We start from the raw sequence: 16419 nt of genomic DNA on the forward strand, positions 1-16419 counted from the left end.
TTATTTATTGATGTCACTGGAAATCTGAGCTTCTTTGAGATTAATCATCAATATATGTCATAAATGTGATCTACATCACAATTTGGCATCTCTACTACACACAAAGAAGCTTATTCTGGCATTAAATAAGGTGAGTTAACGCCAGAAATAAGCAGATAAAAACCAAAAATTAGAGTTTTACTAGGGTTCGACCTGTTACCTGATTATCCATAATCATTTGGGCATAACGAGGAACTTCATCAAGCGTAATTTCAGTCGTCGCTTGTTGATAGAACGTTTCTGGCAGTAATTTTAACAAACGTTGCCAAACTTGAGCGCGTTTTTCTGCTGGGAAATAAACCGAATCGACGCCTTGTAAGCGAACATTACGTAAAATAAAAGGCATGACTGTCGTTGGTAAAGAGAAACCACCCGCTAATCCACAAGCTGCTACTGTTCCGTTATAGTTTGTTTGTGACAGAATATTGGCAAGAATTTGCCCACCTACGGTATCAATTGCACCCGCCCAGTGTTGTTTATCTAAAGCCTTACCCGCAGGCTCAAACTCTTCACGAGTGATAATATTTTTAGCACCAAGTTTGCGTAAATAGTCATGGTTACTTGCTCTGCCACTTAGTGCGGTAACTTGGTAACCTAATGCTGTTAGTAAACTAATGGCGGTACTTCCGACACCACCACTGGCTCCTGTGACTAAAATATCACCACTTTCAGGAGTGACTCCGCCTTGTTCTAATGCCATTACACAAAGCATGGCAGTAAAACCAGCAGTCCCAATTGTCATGGCATTTTTTAAAGAGAGTCCTTCTGGTACTACAGTTAGCCAATCACCTTTTACACCAGCTTTTTGTGCAAGCCCACCCCAGTGACTTTCACCTACACCCCAGCCAGTTAATAAAACATGTTGACCAATATGGAAGCGAGGATCTTCGGTGTGATGAACAACACCTGAAAAATCGATACCTGGTACCATTGGGAATTGGCGCAGTATTTTTCCTTTGCCTGTGATCGCGAGTCCATCTTTATAGTTAAGCGTTGAGTAATGGATATCGACAATAACCTCATGAATAGGAAGTTTTTTTTCATCAACACTCTGTACACTGGCACTGAGTTTGTTGTCATTTTGTTCTACTAATAATGCTTTCATCTTGACCCCTCATCGATTTCTACTTGTGTCATGATAGGTGATTTTTTAGGCCTCGTCGTGATTGTGCACAATATCTATTGTAATAATGAGACAAATAATCCTTTTTTAGTGTATAAACGGGGGGCTATGTTTATTGGTGCAGAGATTATTCTGAGTTTTATATCTTGGTTATTAGATAACACCGTTAATGGTTTACGATTGGATGAAAATTAGCATTTCTCTTTATTACTCGAATTTTAAAGATAATGTGTTGCCTTAGAAGTATTCGAGATGGGTACTCTGGTTGTTATCTCAGTCAAATTTTGTCGATGAAACACCATTTAATATCAATAGAGTGATTGTGCTTATTCAAATGAATAAATTTTATTTGAACTTGCAACGAGACTTTTGAGTCACAGTTTGGCAACAAAGTGAGATTTTTCTTTATTGATGTGAGCGTTGTTTGTATTGTTACATAACTTAAATATGAACAGCGTAGGATCGAAATTATGCGTTAATCGTTCTAATTAGCCCATTTTTATGCAGTTTTTTTCTGCTCCAATTGGGAAAAGTAACGTAGAATATTGTGCCTTTAAGATTATTTACGTGTCCACTTTAATTTAAGTAGTGAATCGCGCCTTGTCGCTGCTTATTGTGGTTGATAGAGTAGACGGATTTTTCCGTCCCGGCTTGCAGGATTATCCTTTCGTATGTTTAAAAAATTTCGTGGCATGTTTTCCAACGATTTGTCTATTGACTTGGGTACCGCCAATACCCTTATTTATGTCAAAGGACAGGGTATTGTTCTCGATGAACCCTCCGTTGTCGCTATTCGTCAAGATCGCGCTGGCACATCAAAAAGTGTTGCAGCTGTAGGGCATGAAGCCAAACAGATGTTAGGGCGTACACCTGGGAATATCGCTGCTATCCGTCCAATGAAAGACGGTGTGATTGCTGATTTTTATGTAACCGAAAAAATGCTTCAGCACTTCATAAAACAGGTTCATAACAATAGCTTTATGCGTCCAAGTCCTCGCGTATTAGTTTGTGTACCCGTTGGGGCAACTCAAGTAGAACGTAGAGCTATCCGTGAATCAGCACTAAGTGCAGGTGCTCGCGAAGTGTTTTTAATTGAAGAACCTATGTCTGCAGCAATCGGTGCAGGTTTACCTGTTTCTGAAGCAACAGGCTCAATGGTGGTTGATATTGGTGGTGGTACAACAGAAGTTGCCGTGATTTCATTAAATGGTGTCGTTTACTCTTCATCTGTTCGTATCGGTGGTGACCGTTTTGATGAAGCTATCATTAACTATGTGCGTCGTAACTACGGCTCACTGATTGGTGAAGCAACCGCAGAACGTATCAAACACGATATCGGTTCAGCTTATCCTTCTGATGAAGTCAATGAGATTGAAGTTCGCGGTCGTAACCTTGCAGAAGGTGTACCTCGTAGCTTTACATTAAACTCTAATGAAATTCTTGAAGCCTTACAGGAACCATTAACAGGTATCGTAAGCGCAGTCATGGTTGCATTAGAACAATGCCCGCCAGAATTGGCTTCTGATATTTCAGAGCGTGGCATGGTATTAACTGGTGGTGGTGCGTTATTACGTAACCTAGACCGTTTATTAATGGAAGAAACAGGTATTCCTGTGATTGTTGCTGAAGATCCACTGACTTGTGTTGCTCGTGGTGGTGGTAAAGCATTAGAAATGATCGATATGCACGGTGGCGATCTGTTTAGCGAAGATTGAGATTAATTCTAACAAGGGAGAATGGATTCCCCCTTGGTGAGAATATTAACGCCTGTTCTTTTACTTCTCCGTGTGAGTGATCTTAGAGTTTATGAAGCCAATTTTTAGTCGGGGCCCTTCCCTGCAACTAAGATTAATAATCGCCGTGGTTGTTGCTATCTCTTTATTGATTGCTGATAACCGTATTGGTGCATTTTCTAAAGTCCGCCAGTATCTTGATACTGCTGTTAGTCCCTTCTATTTTCTTGCAAATGGTCCACGCCGTTTCCTTGATCAAATTTCAGAAACATTTGCCACGCGTGAGCGTTTACAATTTGAGAATCAGGCGTTAAGAAAAGAGTTGTTAGTTCGCAGCGGAGAAAGTCAATTACTTGAACAATTTAAGCAAGAGAATGCTCGTTTACGAGAATTACTTGGTTCACCATTACGCCAAAATGAACAAATGACAGTGACGCAAGTGCTGTCTGGTAATAGCACGCCTTATCGAGATCAAGTGGTTATTGATAAAGGAACCAATGATGGCGTCTATGAAGGACAACCTGTTATTAGTGATAAAGGTGTTGTAGGACAAGTTATTGCCGTAAGTGAGCTTACGAGTCGTGTTCTATTAATATGTGACACTTCTCATGCATTACCAGTACAAGTTTTGCGTAACGATATTCGAGTTATAGCTTCTGGTGCGGGTTGTGCCGATGATTTATTGTTAGAAGCATTACCGGCCAATATTGATATTCGTGTAGGTGATGTTTTAGTGACATCAGGATTGGGCGGTCGCTTCCCAGAAGGGTATCCTGTTGGTGTGGTATCTTCCGTTAAAGTAGATAATCAGCGGGCTTATTCCGTAATTAATGTTCGTCCATCAGCAGAGCTACAGCGTTTACGCTATTTGCTTTTATTATGGAATGCATCAGATAAAACGGGGGAGCCCCCTCTGCCTTCAGAGGTTTATCACGCTGCCAATGAGCGTTTAATGCAACTGATGCCTCAAGTATTACCTAATTATGAACAAGCAGGACCACCGCTTCCTCGTTCTATGTCTCAAGAGCCATTAGACAATACGGCTGAAGGAACTAATGGAACCGCGACACCAGCAACAACGCCGGCTGCAACAAATACACCTGCTAATACTAATAGAAGTAGGTAGATACGATGAATCCATATCAAAGTCGTGGACGTTGGGTCGTTTGGCTCTCTTTTCTTGTCGCATTGGTTTTACAAATTATGCCGTGGCCAGAACAGTTAGCCGTGTATCGACCTATTTGGCCCATGTTATTTCTTATTTATTGGATAACAGCAATTCCTCATCGTATCAGTGTCGGAACTGCATTTGTCTTGGGTATGGTTATGGACTTAGTCCAAGGAACAACCTTGGGTGTTAATGCACTGGCCTATACTTTAGTGAGTTATGTCATCGCCTTTAAATATCAGCTTTTTTGTAATTTAGCGTTATGGCAACAAGCCTTAGTGGTGATGTTAAGCGTTGTTGTTGTTGATCTTGCTGTATTTTGGGCGGAATTTTTACTTTCACCTGTGACTTTTCACCCTCAAGTATTCTGGAATAGCCCAGTCAGTGGTATTCTTTGGCCATGGCTTTATTTTTTGCTTCGCAAAATCCGTCACCAGTTTTTAGTTCACTAAGTTATTGGATCATGGCGGTCACTTTTGCGTTACCGTCATGAGGACATTATTTGTGACCACGCTTTACCTTGCTTCCAGCTCGCCAAGAAGACGTGAACTTCTCGCGTTATTAGATATTGAATTTAGTATTATTACGCCAGCAATTGATGAAATTTGGCAACAAGGTGAAAAGCCAGAAGAGTATGTTCTTCGTTTGGCAAAAGAAAAATCACAAGAAGGCGTAAGACAAGCACCTCATAATTATCCCGTTTTGGGCTCTGATACTATTGTGGTTCATGATGGTCACATTCTTGAAAAACCTCGTGATGAAACCCATGCCGCACAAATCCTACGTTCACTTTCAGGCGCAACACATCAAGTGATGACAGCAATTGCTATCTCTAATAGAACACGCACATTGAGTCAATTAGTCGTCACACACGTCACTTTTAGAGAGATGACAGAGAGTGAGATTAGCGCGTATATTGAGTCAGGAGAGCCAATGGATAAAGCTGGCGCTTACGGTATTCAAGGAAAAGGAGGCCGTTTTGTTCAACGGATTGAGGGGAGTTATCATGCTGTTGTCGGATTGCCTCTTGTTGAAACCGAAGCGTTGATAGCTCAATTTTCGTCTCTAGCTAATGAGAAGGAGATTTCATGACAGCTGAATTATTAGTGAATGTGACGCCATCTGAAACTCGTGTTGCCTATATTCGTGGAGGCATACTTCAAGAAATTCATGTCGAAAGAGAAGCCAAACGAGGTATCGTCGGAAACATCTACAAAGGTCGGGTAAGTCGCGTATTACCCGGGATGCAAGCTGCATTTATTGACATCGGGCTGGATAAAGCCGCTTTTCTACATGCTTCTGATATTATGCCTCACACTGAATGCATTGCGGGTGAAGAGCAGAAGAAATTTAATGTTCGTGATATTGCACAACTGGTGCATCAAGGACAAGACTTAATTGTACAAGTGGTTAAAGATCCTTTAGGAACCAAGGGCGCTCGCCTTACCACTGATATTACATTACCTTCTCGTTATTTAGTCTTTATGCCTGGCGCATCTCATGTGGGCGTTTCTCAGCGAATTGATAGTGAAGAAGAGCGTGAGCGCTTAAAACAACTCGTTGAAGAGTATTGCGATGAAAATGGCGGTTTTATTATTCGTACAGCGGCTGAAGGTGTTGGCGAGCATGAAATTAAGCAAGATGCCGCTTTTCTTAAACGCTTATGGAATAAAATTATTGAGCGTAAGAAAAGAAATAAAACCCGCATTCAAATTTATGGCGAACTGGCTTTAGCACAGCGTATTTTACGTGATTTTGCTGGATCTGAATTAGATAGCATACGAGTTGATTCTAAATTAACTTACAATCAACTACAGGAATTTATTGGTGAATATATTCCTGAATTAACCGCTAAACTTGAATTACACCAAGGTAATCAGCCTATTTTTGATCTTTATGGTGTAGAAAATGAAATTCAACGGGCTTTAGAGCGCAAAGTTGAATTGAAATCAGGCGGTTATCTAATTATCGATCAAACTGAAGCAATGACCACTATTGATATCAATACAGGGGCATTTGTTGGTCATAGAAATTTAGAAGAAACGATTTTTAATACTAATATTGAAGCAAGCCAAGCCATTGCTCGTCAATTACGGTTACGTAATTTAGGCGGCATCATCATTATTGACTTTATTGATATGAATAATGATGAGCATAAACGCAGAGTATTGGCATCACTTGAACAAGCTCTAAGTAAAGATAGAGTGAAAACAACGATTAATGGCTTCTCTCAACTTGGCTTAGTCGAAATGACACGTAAAAGAACTCGAGAAAGCCTTGAACATGTTCTTTGTGATGACTGCCCAACTTGCCAAGGGCGAGGTACGGTAAAATCAGTTGAGACGGTTTGTTATGAGATTTTACGTGAAATAGTACGCGTGCATAAAACGATTGATGCAGATCGCTTCTTGGTTTATGCATCTTCAGCAGTGGCAGACACCTTGAAAGGCGATGAGTCACATGCATTAGCAGAGGTTGAAATTTTTGTCGGTAAACAAGTGAAAGTGCAAACTGAGCTACTCTATAGTCAGGAGCAATTTGATGTGGTGATGATGTAATGGATTCGCCTTCCTAATGAATATGATGGCAGAAAGGAGACAAAAATGAAGCGGCTGCCTAAATACCTGTTAGTGATAACAGTTTTTTGCCTCATCGTTTTTGCCTTGGTATTAAGCGGATTTCGCTATTTTCTGCCTCGCTTAGATAGTTATCGCCCAGAAATAGAATCGTATCTTACAAAGCAGCTCAATAGCCCTGTCTCCATGACAAAGATTATGGGGGAGTGGCAGAATTTTGGCCCTGATATTCAAGTAGAAGGGCTGAATATTACCAATAAAGATGTGAACGTTACGGCAGAAAAAGTGACTTTTTCTTTTGACGTTTGGCGTTCATTATTCGCTTTTCGCCTTCATTTTCGTGAACTGACCTTTGAACAATTATATGTTAATTACCATAGCCCTATTTTTACTGGGCAAAGTGGGGATATAACGTTAACTGAACCTGATGATATTTCTTCCATTTTTCTTGAACAGTTTGATCGCTTTAAACTGATTGAAAGCCGTTTTGTTTTTTTAACCCCTTCAGGAGATACCAGTACATTACATGTGCCCGAATTGATGTGGTTAAATCAAAAAAATCGTCATCGTGCTCAAGGTGAAGTCACTCTTGATACACCGGTTAATCATTATGGCGGATTAAAGGTGCGCCTTGATCTCTATACCACAGAGAACGGTTTAATCGATAACGGCAAAGTATTTCTTACCGCAGATGATATTGATATCTCACCTTGGCTTAGTCAGTGGGTAAAAAATAATAGCGGAGTAGGTGAAGCCAAAGCGAGTTTATCTAACTGGATTGAAATTACTCAAGGGCGTATTACCGGAAGTCAATTGCAAATTCATCAAGGTGAAATGGATTGGAGTAATGATGGAACCTCACATGCATTAAAAGTTGAAGACTTAATATTGCGGATGAGAAGGCAAGAGAATGGTTGGCTTGCAGATATTCCTTATACTCGAAAAATTACCATGGATGGTGAAGAGTGGCCTGATGGTTATTTGGCGGTTCTTTATCAACCAAAAGAAAAACAACATGATGAAGCATGGCGTATTCGTGCCAAAAATATTGAGTTAGATAGGCTATATGCTGTATTGCCATTATTCTCTTTTTTAACACCTGATTTTGTTCGTCAATGGCAGTATCGCCAATTTTCTGGGATGGTTAATGATTTTGCATTAGATCTTACGCCTGAGCATTTTGAGCAAAGCGCGATTAATCTCTCATGGGAAAATGTGGGTTGGAAGCGTTGGCAAGAGATCCCTTCTATACAACATTTCAGCGGGCAATTAAAAGGCAATATGCAACGCGGTGAACTTAATTTCGCGCTAGCAAACAGTGAAATAGATACTGGCGAATTGTTTAAAGCACCGCTGAATATTGAGAAAGGGAAAGGCACAGTTTACTGGACTCATTCTGGAGATGACTTATCTCTTTGGAGTGAAGGGGTAGATGTTCAAGCTACATCAGCATGGGTTACGGGTGATTTTCGTTACGAGAAACAAGGTGAAGATCAGCGTCTTTCTATACTCTCAGGTGTAAGAGTTACAAATGCAGGAGATGCATGGCGTTATCTGCCAGAGGAATATGTTGGTAAAGAGCTGACACAATACCTCTCAGAGGCGATTATTGCGGGTAATATCGATAATGGAACCTTTATTTTCCATGGCGATCCCGCCGATTTTCCTTTTGATAATCACAAAGGCTGGTTCCAAGTTTATGCTCCTGTTAAACACGCCACCTTTAAATTTGATAGCGAATGGCCTGCATTATTCGATCTAGATATTAATTTAGATTTTAAAAATGATGGATTATGGATGTCTTCTGCACAAGCGAAAGTGGGTAAAGCCACTGCCACAAATTTAAGTGCAGTGATTGAGAGTTATCGACAAGAGAAGATCTTAATTAATGCGGATATTGAAGCCACAGGCGACGAGTTGAAAGAGTATTTCTTAGATTCTCAAATGGCGAGTATAGGTCATACACTTGAAGAGCTTAAAGTCGCTGGGAAAATCAATGGTACATTGAAATTAGATATTCCCTTTGGTGGTGAAGATGTGGTGGCTTCGGGTGATATTAATTTAAAAAACAATGATGTCACATTGAATTTTATGGATACCACCTTACAGGGCGTCAGTGGACAATTTCGTTATCACAATGACAAACTTGAGAGTGATACATTAACAGCTAATTGGTTTGGGCAGCCTCTCGCTTTCTCATTTACAAGTCACAATGATACGGATAATTATCAGGTTGATGTAGGCTTGAAAGGTCAATGGGATATTCAAAAAATTCAAGGTTTACCAAGCGATATTCAACAGAAATTGAGTGGCATACTCCCTTGGAGCGGCAACGTTAATGTTAAGATCCCCGAAAAAGGTGATGTCGATTATCAAGTCGATTTAACTGGAAATATAAATGCATTAAATAGCAAATTAACCGCACCTGAAACGCAAGATTTAAAAACTTCACCACCTATTGTTATTTCTGCAAAAGGTAACAGTGAAACCTTAAGCGTGAATGCTAGTGCTGAGAAACTGTGGAAACTTAATAGCCAATGGGCTTTAGGAAAACAGTTACGGTTATTACAAGGTAATCTTGTTTCTTCTTCTATTAAATTACCAGAATTAGGTTCACAACAACGCTTAACTATTGCCCTTAAAGGATTAGAGGGGGATAAATGGTTGCCAACATTAATGGCTTTTTCGTCTTTAACGCCATCTGAAAAAGAAGTCACTTTTCCTGATAATGTGCACATTAGTTTGCCTGATTTAAATTTTGCAGGGCAAAAATGGCGTGATCCGCAAACTGAAATTATGCGCGTTAGTGACGGTGTAAAATTTGCATTTTCAGGAAATGAATTACGAGGTGATGTGTTTATTCCTGAAACATCAACACCTTGGCAAGTGAATATTAATTACCTCTATTTTAATGGTATCTCCTCTGACCAAGAAGAAAAAACGTTAAAAATGGCGAGCGCTTCTGATCCTAATGCTTTGAAATTTTCAGTAAAAAATATCCCTTCTATTGATTTTGAATGTCGAGAATGTTGGGTGAACGGTCTGCTTTTAGGGAAAATTCAAGGTTCATTAAAGCAAAGTAATGGCACATTGCTTTTAACTGACGGTAAATTAAAAAATAGCAGTGGTGAGCTACATGTTAATGGCGAATGGTCTGATGATATCGCAGGAAACAACATCACAAAGCTACAAGGTAAGCTAAAAGCAGATGAAATTGATGAAATGGCAGCTTACTTTGGCTATATCGTTCCTATTTTGCAATCTCCTCTTTCTGCTGATTTTTCATTACAATGGCATAATACGCCATGGAATTTTGATCTTGCGACCTTAAATGGTGATATCAAATCTACTTTAGGGAAAGGGCGGATAGAAAAAGTGAATGTCGGACAAGCCGGTAAGTTACTTCGCCTTGTGAGTTTCGATGCACTTTTACGTAAATTACAGTTTGATTTTAGAGATACTTTCAGTGAGCATTTTGAATATGATTCGATTAAGAGTGAAATTACGATTAATCAAGGTATTATGAATGCTGATAGTGTCCGAGTTGATGGTGTTATTGCCGATATTGCAATCAGTGGGAAAGTTGATTTACTTGAACGTAAAATGGACCTACAAGTTGTGGTAACGCCAGAGATTTCAGCAACAGTCGGTGTTGCTACTGCATTCGCTATAAACCCAATTGCAGGCGCCGCAGTGTTTGCGGCATCAAAGGTTCTGGGGCCACTTTGGAGTAAGATTTCTGTTATCCGTTATCATGTGACCGGAACTATGGAACAACCCAAAATTGACGAAGTACTGCGTCAGCTTAAGGAGAATCAGGCGTTATGAAAAAAGTTAATGTCGCACTTTTGCAACTTTGTAGCGGTAAAAACACAAAAAATAATCTAGCGCAAATTGAGCAACAGATTAAACAATTACCCGATTCAGTGAAGCTTGTATTAACACCTGAAAATGCGTTACTTTTTTCAAACTCTAAAGATTACCATAAACACGCTGAAATTCAGGGCGATGGGCCTTTACAAAATGCTATCGCTAAAATGGCTCAGCGTTACAAAGTATGGATCTTAGTCGGTTCTATGCCATTGATTAGTCGAGACTCTCCAGACCAAATTACCAGCAGTAGCTTGGTGTTTGATGATGAAGGAGTTATCCGCGCTCGTTATGACAAAATCCATATGTTTGATGTCAGTATTGATGATGAGCAAGGCGAATATAATGAGTCTTCTATTTATCAACGTGGTGAACGTTTAACCGTCGTTGATACTCCCGTTGGGAAATTAGGTTTAACGATCTGTTATGACTTACGCTTCCCAGGTATTTTCCAAGCATTAAGAGAAAAAGGTGCCGAGATAATCTCTGTGCCAGCGGCTTTTACCCGTTTAACAGGAAAAGCACACTGGGAACCTTTATTACGTGCTCGTGCCATTGAGAATCAGTGTATTATATTAGCGCCAGCACAAGTGGGTACACATGATACGCGCCGGACTTGGGGTCATACTATGGCGATTGATGGCTGGGGTAAAGTCTTGAAAAAGAACCCTGATGCTGTCAGTGCGCTAACGCTGAATGTTGGCGTCGATAGTTTACACGGTATGCGTGAACAGATCCGAGTTGTAAAACATAACCGTTTTCGCCCGAAACTGACCCACTTAATCAAAAAAATTAAGGATAAAGAAGAATTATGAGTTTAGCTGTTGTCAGCGAAAGTCTGTTGGAAGCAAACAAACTTAGTTTAGATGATTTAGCATCAACACTAGAGCAGCTTGCACAGCGTCAAATTGATTATGGTGATCTTTATTTTCAGTCAAGTTATCACGAGGCTTGGATCCTCGACGATCAGATTATTAAAGATGGCTCTTACAATATTGATCAAGGTGTTGGCGTTAGAGCAATTTACGGTGAAAAAACCGGTTTTGCTTATGCTGACCAACTAACGCTTAACGCACTTAATCAAAGTGCTCATGCTGCACGAAGTATTGTTCAGACTAAAGGTAATGGTCGTATCCATACTTTAGGTGCTATTCAACATTCTCCGCTATACAGCTTAAATGATCCTCTGCAAAGTCTTTCTCGCGAAGAGAAAATTGCATTATTGCATGAGGTAGATAAAGCCGCTCGTGCTGAAGATAAACGTGTTAAACAAGTTAACGCGTCATTAACTGGTGTTTATGAGCATGTGCTGGTTGCAGCAACCGATGGTACGTTAGCCGCTGATGTGCGTCCTTTAGTTCGTCTTTCTGTCAGTGTGCTGGTGGAAGAAGATGGCAAGCGTGAGCGTGGCGCAAGTGGTGGCGGTGGTCGCTTTGGTTATGACTATTTCTTAACTAAAGTGTATGGTGAAAGCCATGCAGTCACTTATGCTCGTGAAGCTGTACGTATGGCATTAGTGAATTTATCAGCGATTGCAGCACCAGCGGGAACAATGCCTGTGGTATTAGGTGCAGGATGGCCGGGGGTATTATTGCATGAAGCTGTGGGTCATGGTTTAGAAGGTGATTTCAACCGTCGTGAAACCTCCGTATTTTCTGGTCGCCTTGGTGAGAAAGTTACTTCTGAGCTTTGTACGATTGTTGATGATGGCACTCTTGAAGGTCGTCGAGGCTCTGTTGCTATCGACGATGAAGGTGTTCCGGGTCAATATAATGTCTTAATCGAAAACGGCATCTTAAAAGGCTATATGCAAGATAAGATGAATGCACGTTTAATGGGTGTTGCACCGACAGGAAATGGTCGTCGTGAGTCTTATGCGCATCTTCCTATGCCTCGTATGACAAACACCTATATGTTAGCAGGCAAATCCTCACCTGAAGAAATTATTGCCAGCGTTGATCGCGGTATTTATGCACCAAACTTTGGTGGCGGTCAGGTTGATATTACATCGGGTAAATTTGTTTTCTCAACTTCAGAAGCTTATTTAATCGAGAATGGAAAAATAACAAAACCAATTAAAGGGGCAACTCTGATTGGTTCAGGTATTGAAGCTATGCAACAGGTCTCTATGGTGGGTAATGATCTCGCTTTAGATAAAGGAGTGGGCGTTTGTGGTAAAGAAGGACAAAGCCTCCCTGTTGGTGTGGGTCAACCTACGTTGAAGCTTGATAAGATCACTGTAGGCGGTACTGCTTAATCTTTGTTATAGTTATTTATACGTATTAATAAAACTCCATCTTTTGATGGAGTTTTTTATCCTAGCGACAGTGAAGGTGCTAATTTATGGGTAAACGTTTATTACCAGTTATTATTGTTATTGCTGTTTTATTTGGTGTTCTCTACAAAGGTTTGCTTCCTGAAGCGAAAATATCATCCTCTTCATCGCCAGTCTCTGTTCCAACATCATCAAGTAATAGCAGCAATAAACCAGCACAAATTCCTCTTTCTATTGATGAAAAAACACAAGCCAATGCAGTGGCTAACTATTTACAACGTCACCAACAGCTACCGAGTTTTTATCTCACTAAAAAACAGGCAAGAGAACAAGGCTGGAATGCGAAAGAAGGTAACTTATGTGAAGTTTTGCCGGGAAGAGCAATTGGTGGCGATCGTTTTATGAACCGTGAAAAACAGCTACCAGAAGAAGCAGGACGGCAGTGGTATGAAGCGGATGTAAATTATCACTGTGGTCATCGTGGTAGCGACAGATTGCTCTATTCGAATGATGGGTTGATTTATGTCACCACCGATCATTACCGCACAATGACAAAGGTTGCTCCTTAATGAAACAGGTTATCTTCGATTTTAAGATGCTAGTAGATAGAGATGCTTTTTATCAGGATTTTGCACTGCAATTTCAGTTAGATGATAATTTTGGCGATAACCTAGATGCATTATGGGATGCATTAGTGGGAGGAATAGAATTACCTGTCAGTATTGTTTTCAAGCATCTACCTCATCATTCCCGTGATTTTCAGCCTTTAGTAGAAGTGATGCAAGAAGCACAAAATGAGCTTGGTAAAGACGTATTGAGCTTTCATTGTGAGCATAAAGCGCAAAAGTAATTAAGCGTAGAAGGCACGCCCTGAAAATCGCAGTGATACTGAATTTACACTGCGTTTTCAGGATGATCAGGTTTTATGCTGATTCTGATAAATCTTTTAGATATTGGAATAGTAAGCGGAATGATTTTGGTGGTTTATTCGCTTCTTTTTCTTTTTTTACATTACGGATAAGTGTGCGTAATTGTTGGCGATCGGCCATTGGATAAAGTGCCACGACTTCTTCAATCACTTCATTACCACCTTCGATAAGGCGAATTCGCAGATCTTCTAGTTTATGTAACACTAAGATCTGTTGGTTGTGGCGGTTTTTTAGTTTATCGAGTGCTTGGCGGATCGGATCTTCGTCCACATTGCGCAGTAGTTTTCCAATATATTGAATTTGGCGACGGCGTGCTTCACGCTGTACTTTTTGTGCTAATTGAATAGAGGCTAATAATTTCTCATCTAATGGCACACGCTCTAATTCTTGCGCACTTAATTCAACTAATTCAGTACCCAGTTTTTTGAGTGCTTCAGCATCACGTTTAATTTCACTTTTGCTGACCCAGATAATTTCTTCCTCTTCTTCCTCTTCTGACGATGTATCGTCAAATTCAGGATTGAGGTAATGCCACTCTTCAGGCTGCTTTGCCATAATAAAAATTCCTGTTGCAGAGTAAGCCGGGAGTGTGATTTGGTGAATGACCAAAAGCCCGACGGGTGATAACATTCATATATCTTCTATTGTAACTGGGAAAATCGCTTGTTGACCACCTGTCAATTGATTTACTTTGCGAAAAATAAGTAAAAAGTGGTGTTCTCCTTAGGAAAATGGTTCTCAATGAATAATTCAGATCAGGTAAAACAGCTTGAAGACGCCGTCTCACTCGCATTAGAGCTGGCTGCAAAACAGTGTGATAGTGCCGAAGTCGCTATTAATAAATCGACGGGTATTAGTGTGAGTACGCGTTACGGTGAAGTTGAAAATGTTGAATTTAACAGTGATGGTGCTTTAGGCATTACGGTTTACCAACAACAACGTAAAGGTAGTGCATCTTCAACAGATTTAAGTCCTGATGCAATTAAGCGAGCTGTACAAGCCGCTGTGGATATTGCACGCTACACTTCCGTTGACCCATATGCAGGACCTGCTGATCAAGATCTATTAGCCTTTGATGCGCCTTTCCTTGATCTTTACCATCCTACCGAGATAACGGCAGATAAAGCGATTGAATTAGCATCAAGAGCAGAAAAAGCTGCTTTAGATAGCGATAGTCGTATTATTAATACCGAAGGGGGGAGCTTTAATAGTCATAGTGGAACCCGTGTATTTGGTAATAGTCTTGGCTTATTAAAAAGCTATTCATCTTCACGTTATTCTATGTCGAGCTGTGTTATTGCTCGTGATGGTGAAGATATGGAACGCGATTATGCCTACACCATTAGCCGTCGTTTTGATGATCTAGAATCACCTGAGTGGGTAGGTCAAGAGTGTGCTCGCCGTACTTTATCTCGCCTTGCACCTCGTAAACTTCCAACCATGAAAGCCCCCGTTATTTTTGCTGCCGATGTTGCGACAGGTATTTTTGGTCATTTGGTTGCAGCAATTAGTGGTAGCATGATTTATCGTGAATCATCTTGTTTACTCGATAGCTTAGGTAAGCAAATTTTCCCTCAATGGCTAAATATTCAAGAACGACCTCACTTAATAAGAGGTTTGGCATCAACACCGTTTGATAGTGAAGGTGTGCGCACAACCGATGCCGAAATTATTAAAGATGGCGTATTACAAGAGTGGCTATTAACTACTTATTCAGCGAGAAAATTGGGTTTAAAAAGTAATGGTCATGCTGGTGGGATCCATAACTGGTATATCCCAGGACAAGGTTTATCGTTTGATGCGTTGTTAAAAGAGATGGGAACAGGTCTTGTTGTCACTGAATTGATGGGACAAGGCGTCAGCACAGTAACGGGTGATTATTCTCGTGGCGCGAGTGGTTTTTGGGTTGAAAACGGTGAAATCCAATACCCTGTAAGCGAAGTGACTATTGCCGGTAATTTAAAAGATATGTGGGCAAATATTGCCACTATGGGTGATGATATCGAGATGCGTAGTAATGTTCAGTGTGGATCGCTGTTATTACCAGAAATGAGTATTGCTGGTGAGTGAATTTTAGACACTTATCGTAACCTTTAATCTCAGCCCGCAATGGGCTGAGATATCGCGTTTATCAGTGTGCTTTTCAATTTGATAAGATAAAAATAAGACGCGAACCTTCAGCTCTGCTTAACGGTGTAATTCACCCGCAGCTTCAGGTTGGTATAGAATTTCTAATACTTTAACCTTGGTTTCAAGGCCATTTGGTAGCTTCCAACTGATCTCATCATCAATCGCTAAACCTAGTAGCGCAGCACCCATTGGCGCCATAACGGAAAGTTCAGTAGTGCTATCTTTTAATGAAGCTGGATACACTAACGTACGAGTACGCTCTTCATTATTTTTTAAGTCCATAAAACGGACTTTGCTGTTCATTGTGACAATATTAGCAGGGATATCAGCTGGTGTAACAATGTCAGCACGATCTAACTCTTCATTCAATGCTTCAGCAATCGGGCTATCTGCAAATGCCGGTTGTTCAAGTAATGAATCTAAACGTTCTGCATCAAGTTCGTTGATGATAATTGTTGGCTTTGTCATACCACACTCCAATTTATTCCAATGCAAAACAACACCCCCACGGGTGAGGTGGGGGTGTTGTTAAACTCATATAAGAGATAATAGGCGGTTCTGTATAAAAAAGAAAGA

The 16419-nt window shown here is 40.4% G+C and carries 14 protein-coding genes; 11 read left to right on the plus strand and 3 right to left on the minus strand.

Going from position 1 to position 16419, the window contains the following annotated elements:
* Nucleotides 1–169 precede the first annotated feature (169 nt).
* On the minus strand, nt 170–1144 hold the full coding sequence (gene acuI / locus NBG71_RS10735) for an acrylyl-CoA reductase (NADPH) (protein ID WP_075671485.1): 975 nt from the start codon (nt 1142–1144) through the stop codon (nt 170–172).
* 689 nt (nt 1145–1833) lie between these two features.
* Between acuI and mreB the strand changes: the two genes are divergently transcribed.
* The 10 genes from mreB to NBG71_RS10785 all read left to right on the plus strand — a co-directional run bounded on the left by mreB (nt 1834) and on the right by NBG71_RS10785 (nt 13634).
* Nucleotides 1834–2877: a rod shape-determining protein MreB gene (gene mreB, locus NBG71_RS10740; RefSeq protein WP_023582893.1), complete on the plus strand. Its 1044-nt coding sequence runs from the start codon at nt 1834–1836 to the stop codon at nt 2875–2877.
* Between the two features lie 91 nt (nt 2878–2968).
* A complete protein-coding gene (gene mreC / locus NBG71_RS10745; RefSeq protein ID WP_075671483.1) occupies nt 2969–4021 on the plus strand; it encodes a rod shape-determining protein MreC in 1053 nt (350 codons plus the stop codon).
* A gap of 5 nt (nt 4022–4026) precedes the next feature.
* The gene (mreD, locus tag NBG71_RS10750; protein ID WP_075671481.1) at nt 4027–4515 is read left to right on the plus strand and encodes a rod shape-determining protein MreD; all 489 of its coding nucleotides are present in this window, start codon (nt 4027–4029) and stop codon (nt 4513–4515) included.
* Nucleotides 4516–4567: 52 nt separating this feature from the next.
* Complete coding sequence (locus tag NBG71_RS10755; RefSeq protein WP_075671479.1) at nt 4568–5155, plus strand: Maf family protein; 588 nt, start codon at nt 4568–4570, stop codon at nt 5153–5155.
* Complete coding sequence (gene rng / locus NBG71_RS10760; protein ID WP_075671477.1) at nt 5152–6621, plus strand: ribonuclease G; 1470 nt, start codon at nt 5152–5154, stop codon at nt 6619–6621. The genes NBG71_RS10755 and rng overlap by 4 nt, the downstream gene beginning before the upstream one ends.
* A 45-nt stretch (nt 6622–6666) precedes the next feature.
* A complete protein-coding gene (gene yhdP, locus NBG71_RS10765; protein ID WP_250916851.1) occupies nt 6667–10467 on the plus strand; it encodes an AsmA2 domain-containing protein YhdP in 3801 nt (1266 codons plus the stop codon).
* Nucleotides 10464–11324 carry a deaminated glutathione amidase gene (gene nit1, locus NBG71_RS10770; RefSeq protein ID WP_099660014.1) on the plus strand — a complete coding sequence of 287 codons (861 nt, stop codon included), beginning with the start codon at nt 10464–10466 and terminating at the stop codon, nt 11322–11324. Before yhdP ends, nit1 begins: the two co-directional genes overlap by 4 nt.
* Entirely contained in the window at nt 11321–12766 is a 1446-nt protein-coding gene (tldD, locus tag NBG71_RS10775) for a metalloprotease TldD (protein ID WP_075671473.1), read from the plus strand. Before nit1 ends, tldD begins: the two co-directional genes overlap by 4 nt.
* Before the next feature lie 86 nt (nt 12767–12852).
* Nucleotides 12853–13353, plus strand: coding sequence for a ribonuclease domain-containing protein (locus tag NBG71_RS10780; RefSeq protein ID WP_075671471.1), 501 nt, complete (start codon nt 12853–12855; stop codon nt 13351–13353).
* Entirely contained in the window at nt 13353–13634 is a 282-nt protein-coding gene (locus tag NBG71_RS10785) for a barstar family protein (protein ID WP_075671469.1), read from the plus strand. Before NBG71_RS10780 ends, NBG71_RS10785 begins: the two co-directional genes overlap by 1 nt.
* Before the next feature lie 73 nt (nt 13635–13707).
* On the opposite strand, the gene yjgA is transcribed toward NBG71_RS10785, so the two are convergent.
* Nucleotides 13708–14268 carry a ribosome biogenesis factor YjgA gene (yjgA, locus tag NBG71_RS10790; RefSeq protein WP_075671509.1) on the minus strand — a complete coding sequence of 187 codons (561 nt, stop codon included), beginning with the start codon at nt 14266–14268 and terminating at the stop codon, nt 13708–13710.
* Between the two features lie 186 nt (nt 14269–14454).
* Between yjgA and pmbA the strand changes: the two genes are divergently transcribed.
* Nucleotides 14455–15783 carry a metalloprotease PmbA gene (gene pmbA / locus NBG71_RS10795; protein ID WP_075671467.1) on the plus strand — a complete coding sequence of 443 codons (1329 nt, stop codon included), beginning with the start codon at nt 14455–14457 and terminating at the stop codon, nt 15781–15783.
* 117 nt (nt 15784–15900) lie between these two features.
* Here the strand turns inward: pmbA and rnk are convergent, their stop codons facing one another.
* Nucleotides 15901–16311, minus strand: a complete 411-nt coding sequence (gene rnk, locus NBG71_RS10800) for a nucleoside diphosphate kinase regulator (RefSeq protein WP_075671465.1) — start codon at nt 16309–16311, stop codon at nt 15901–15903.
* Between the last annotated feature and the right edge of the window lie 108 nt (nt 16312–16419).

This window comes from Proteus sp. FZP2095 (assembly GCF_023701425.1).
Taxonomy (GTDB): domain Bacteria; phylum Pseudomonadota; class Gammaproteobacteria; order Enterobacterales; family Enterobacteriaceae; genus Proteus; species Proteus cibarius.

Bases quoted from the DNA above. Each gene is read 5' to 3' on its own strand.
- acuI (WP_075671485.1), bottom strand. From the start codon at position 1,144: ATGAAAGCATTATTAGTAGAACAAAATGACAACAAACTCAGTGCCAGT.
- mreB (WP_023582893.1), top strand. From the start codon at position 1,834: ATGTTTAAAAAATTTCGTGGCATGTTTTCCAACGATTTGTCTATTGAC.
- mreC (WP_075671483.1), top strand. From the start codon at position 2,969: ATGAAGCCAATTTTTAGTCGGGGCCCTTCCCTGCAACTAAGATTAATA.
- mreD (WP_075671481.1), top strand. From the start codon at position 4,027: ATGAATCCATATCAAAGTCGTGGACGTTGGGTCGTTTGGCTCTCTTTT.
- rng (WP_075671477.1), top strand. From the start codon at position 5,152: ATGACAGCTGAATTATTAGTGAATGTGACGCCATCTGAAACTCGTGTT.
- yhdP (WP_250916851.1), top strand. From the start codon at position 6,667: ATGAAGCGGCTGCCTAAATACCTGTTAGTGATAACAGTTTTTTGCCTC.
- nit1 (WP_099660014.1), top strand. From the start codon at position 10,464: ATGAAAAAAGTTAATGTCGCACTTTTGCAACTTTGTAGCGGTAAAAAC.
- tldD (WP_075671473.1), top strand. From the start codon at position 11,321: ATGAGTTTAGCTGTTGTCAGCGAAAGTCTGTTGGAAGCAAACAAACTT.
- NBG71_RS10780 (WP_075671471.1), top strand. From the start codon at position 12,853: ATGGGTAAACGTTTATTACCAGTTATTATTGTTATTGCTGTTTTATTT.
- NBG71_RS10785 (WP_075671469.1), top strand. From the start codon at position 13,353: ATGAAACAGGTTATCTTCGATTTTAAGATGCTAGTAGATAGAGATGCT.
- yjgA (WP_075671509.1), bottom strand. From the start codon at position 14,268: ATGGCAAAGCAGCCTGAAGAGTGGCATTACCTCAATCCTGAATTTGAC.
- pmbA (WP_075671467.1), top strand. From the start codon at position 14,455: ATGAATAATTCAGATCAGGTAAAACAGCTTGAAGACGCCGTCTCACTC.
- rnk (WP_075671465.1), bottom strand. From the start codon at position 16,311: ATGACAAAGCCAACAATTATCATCAACGAACTTGATGCAGAACGTTTA.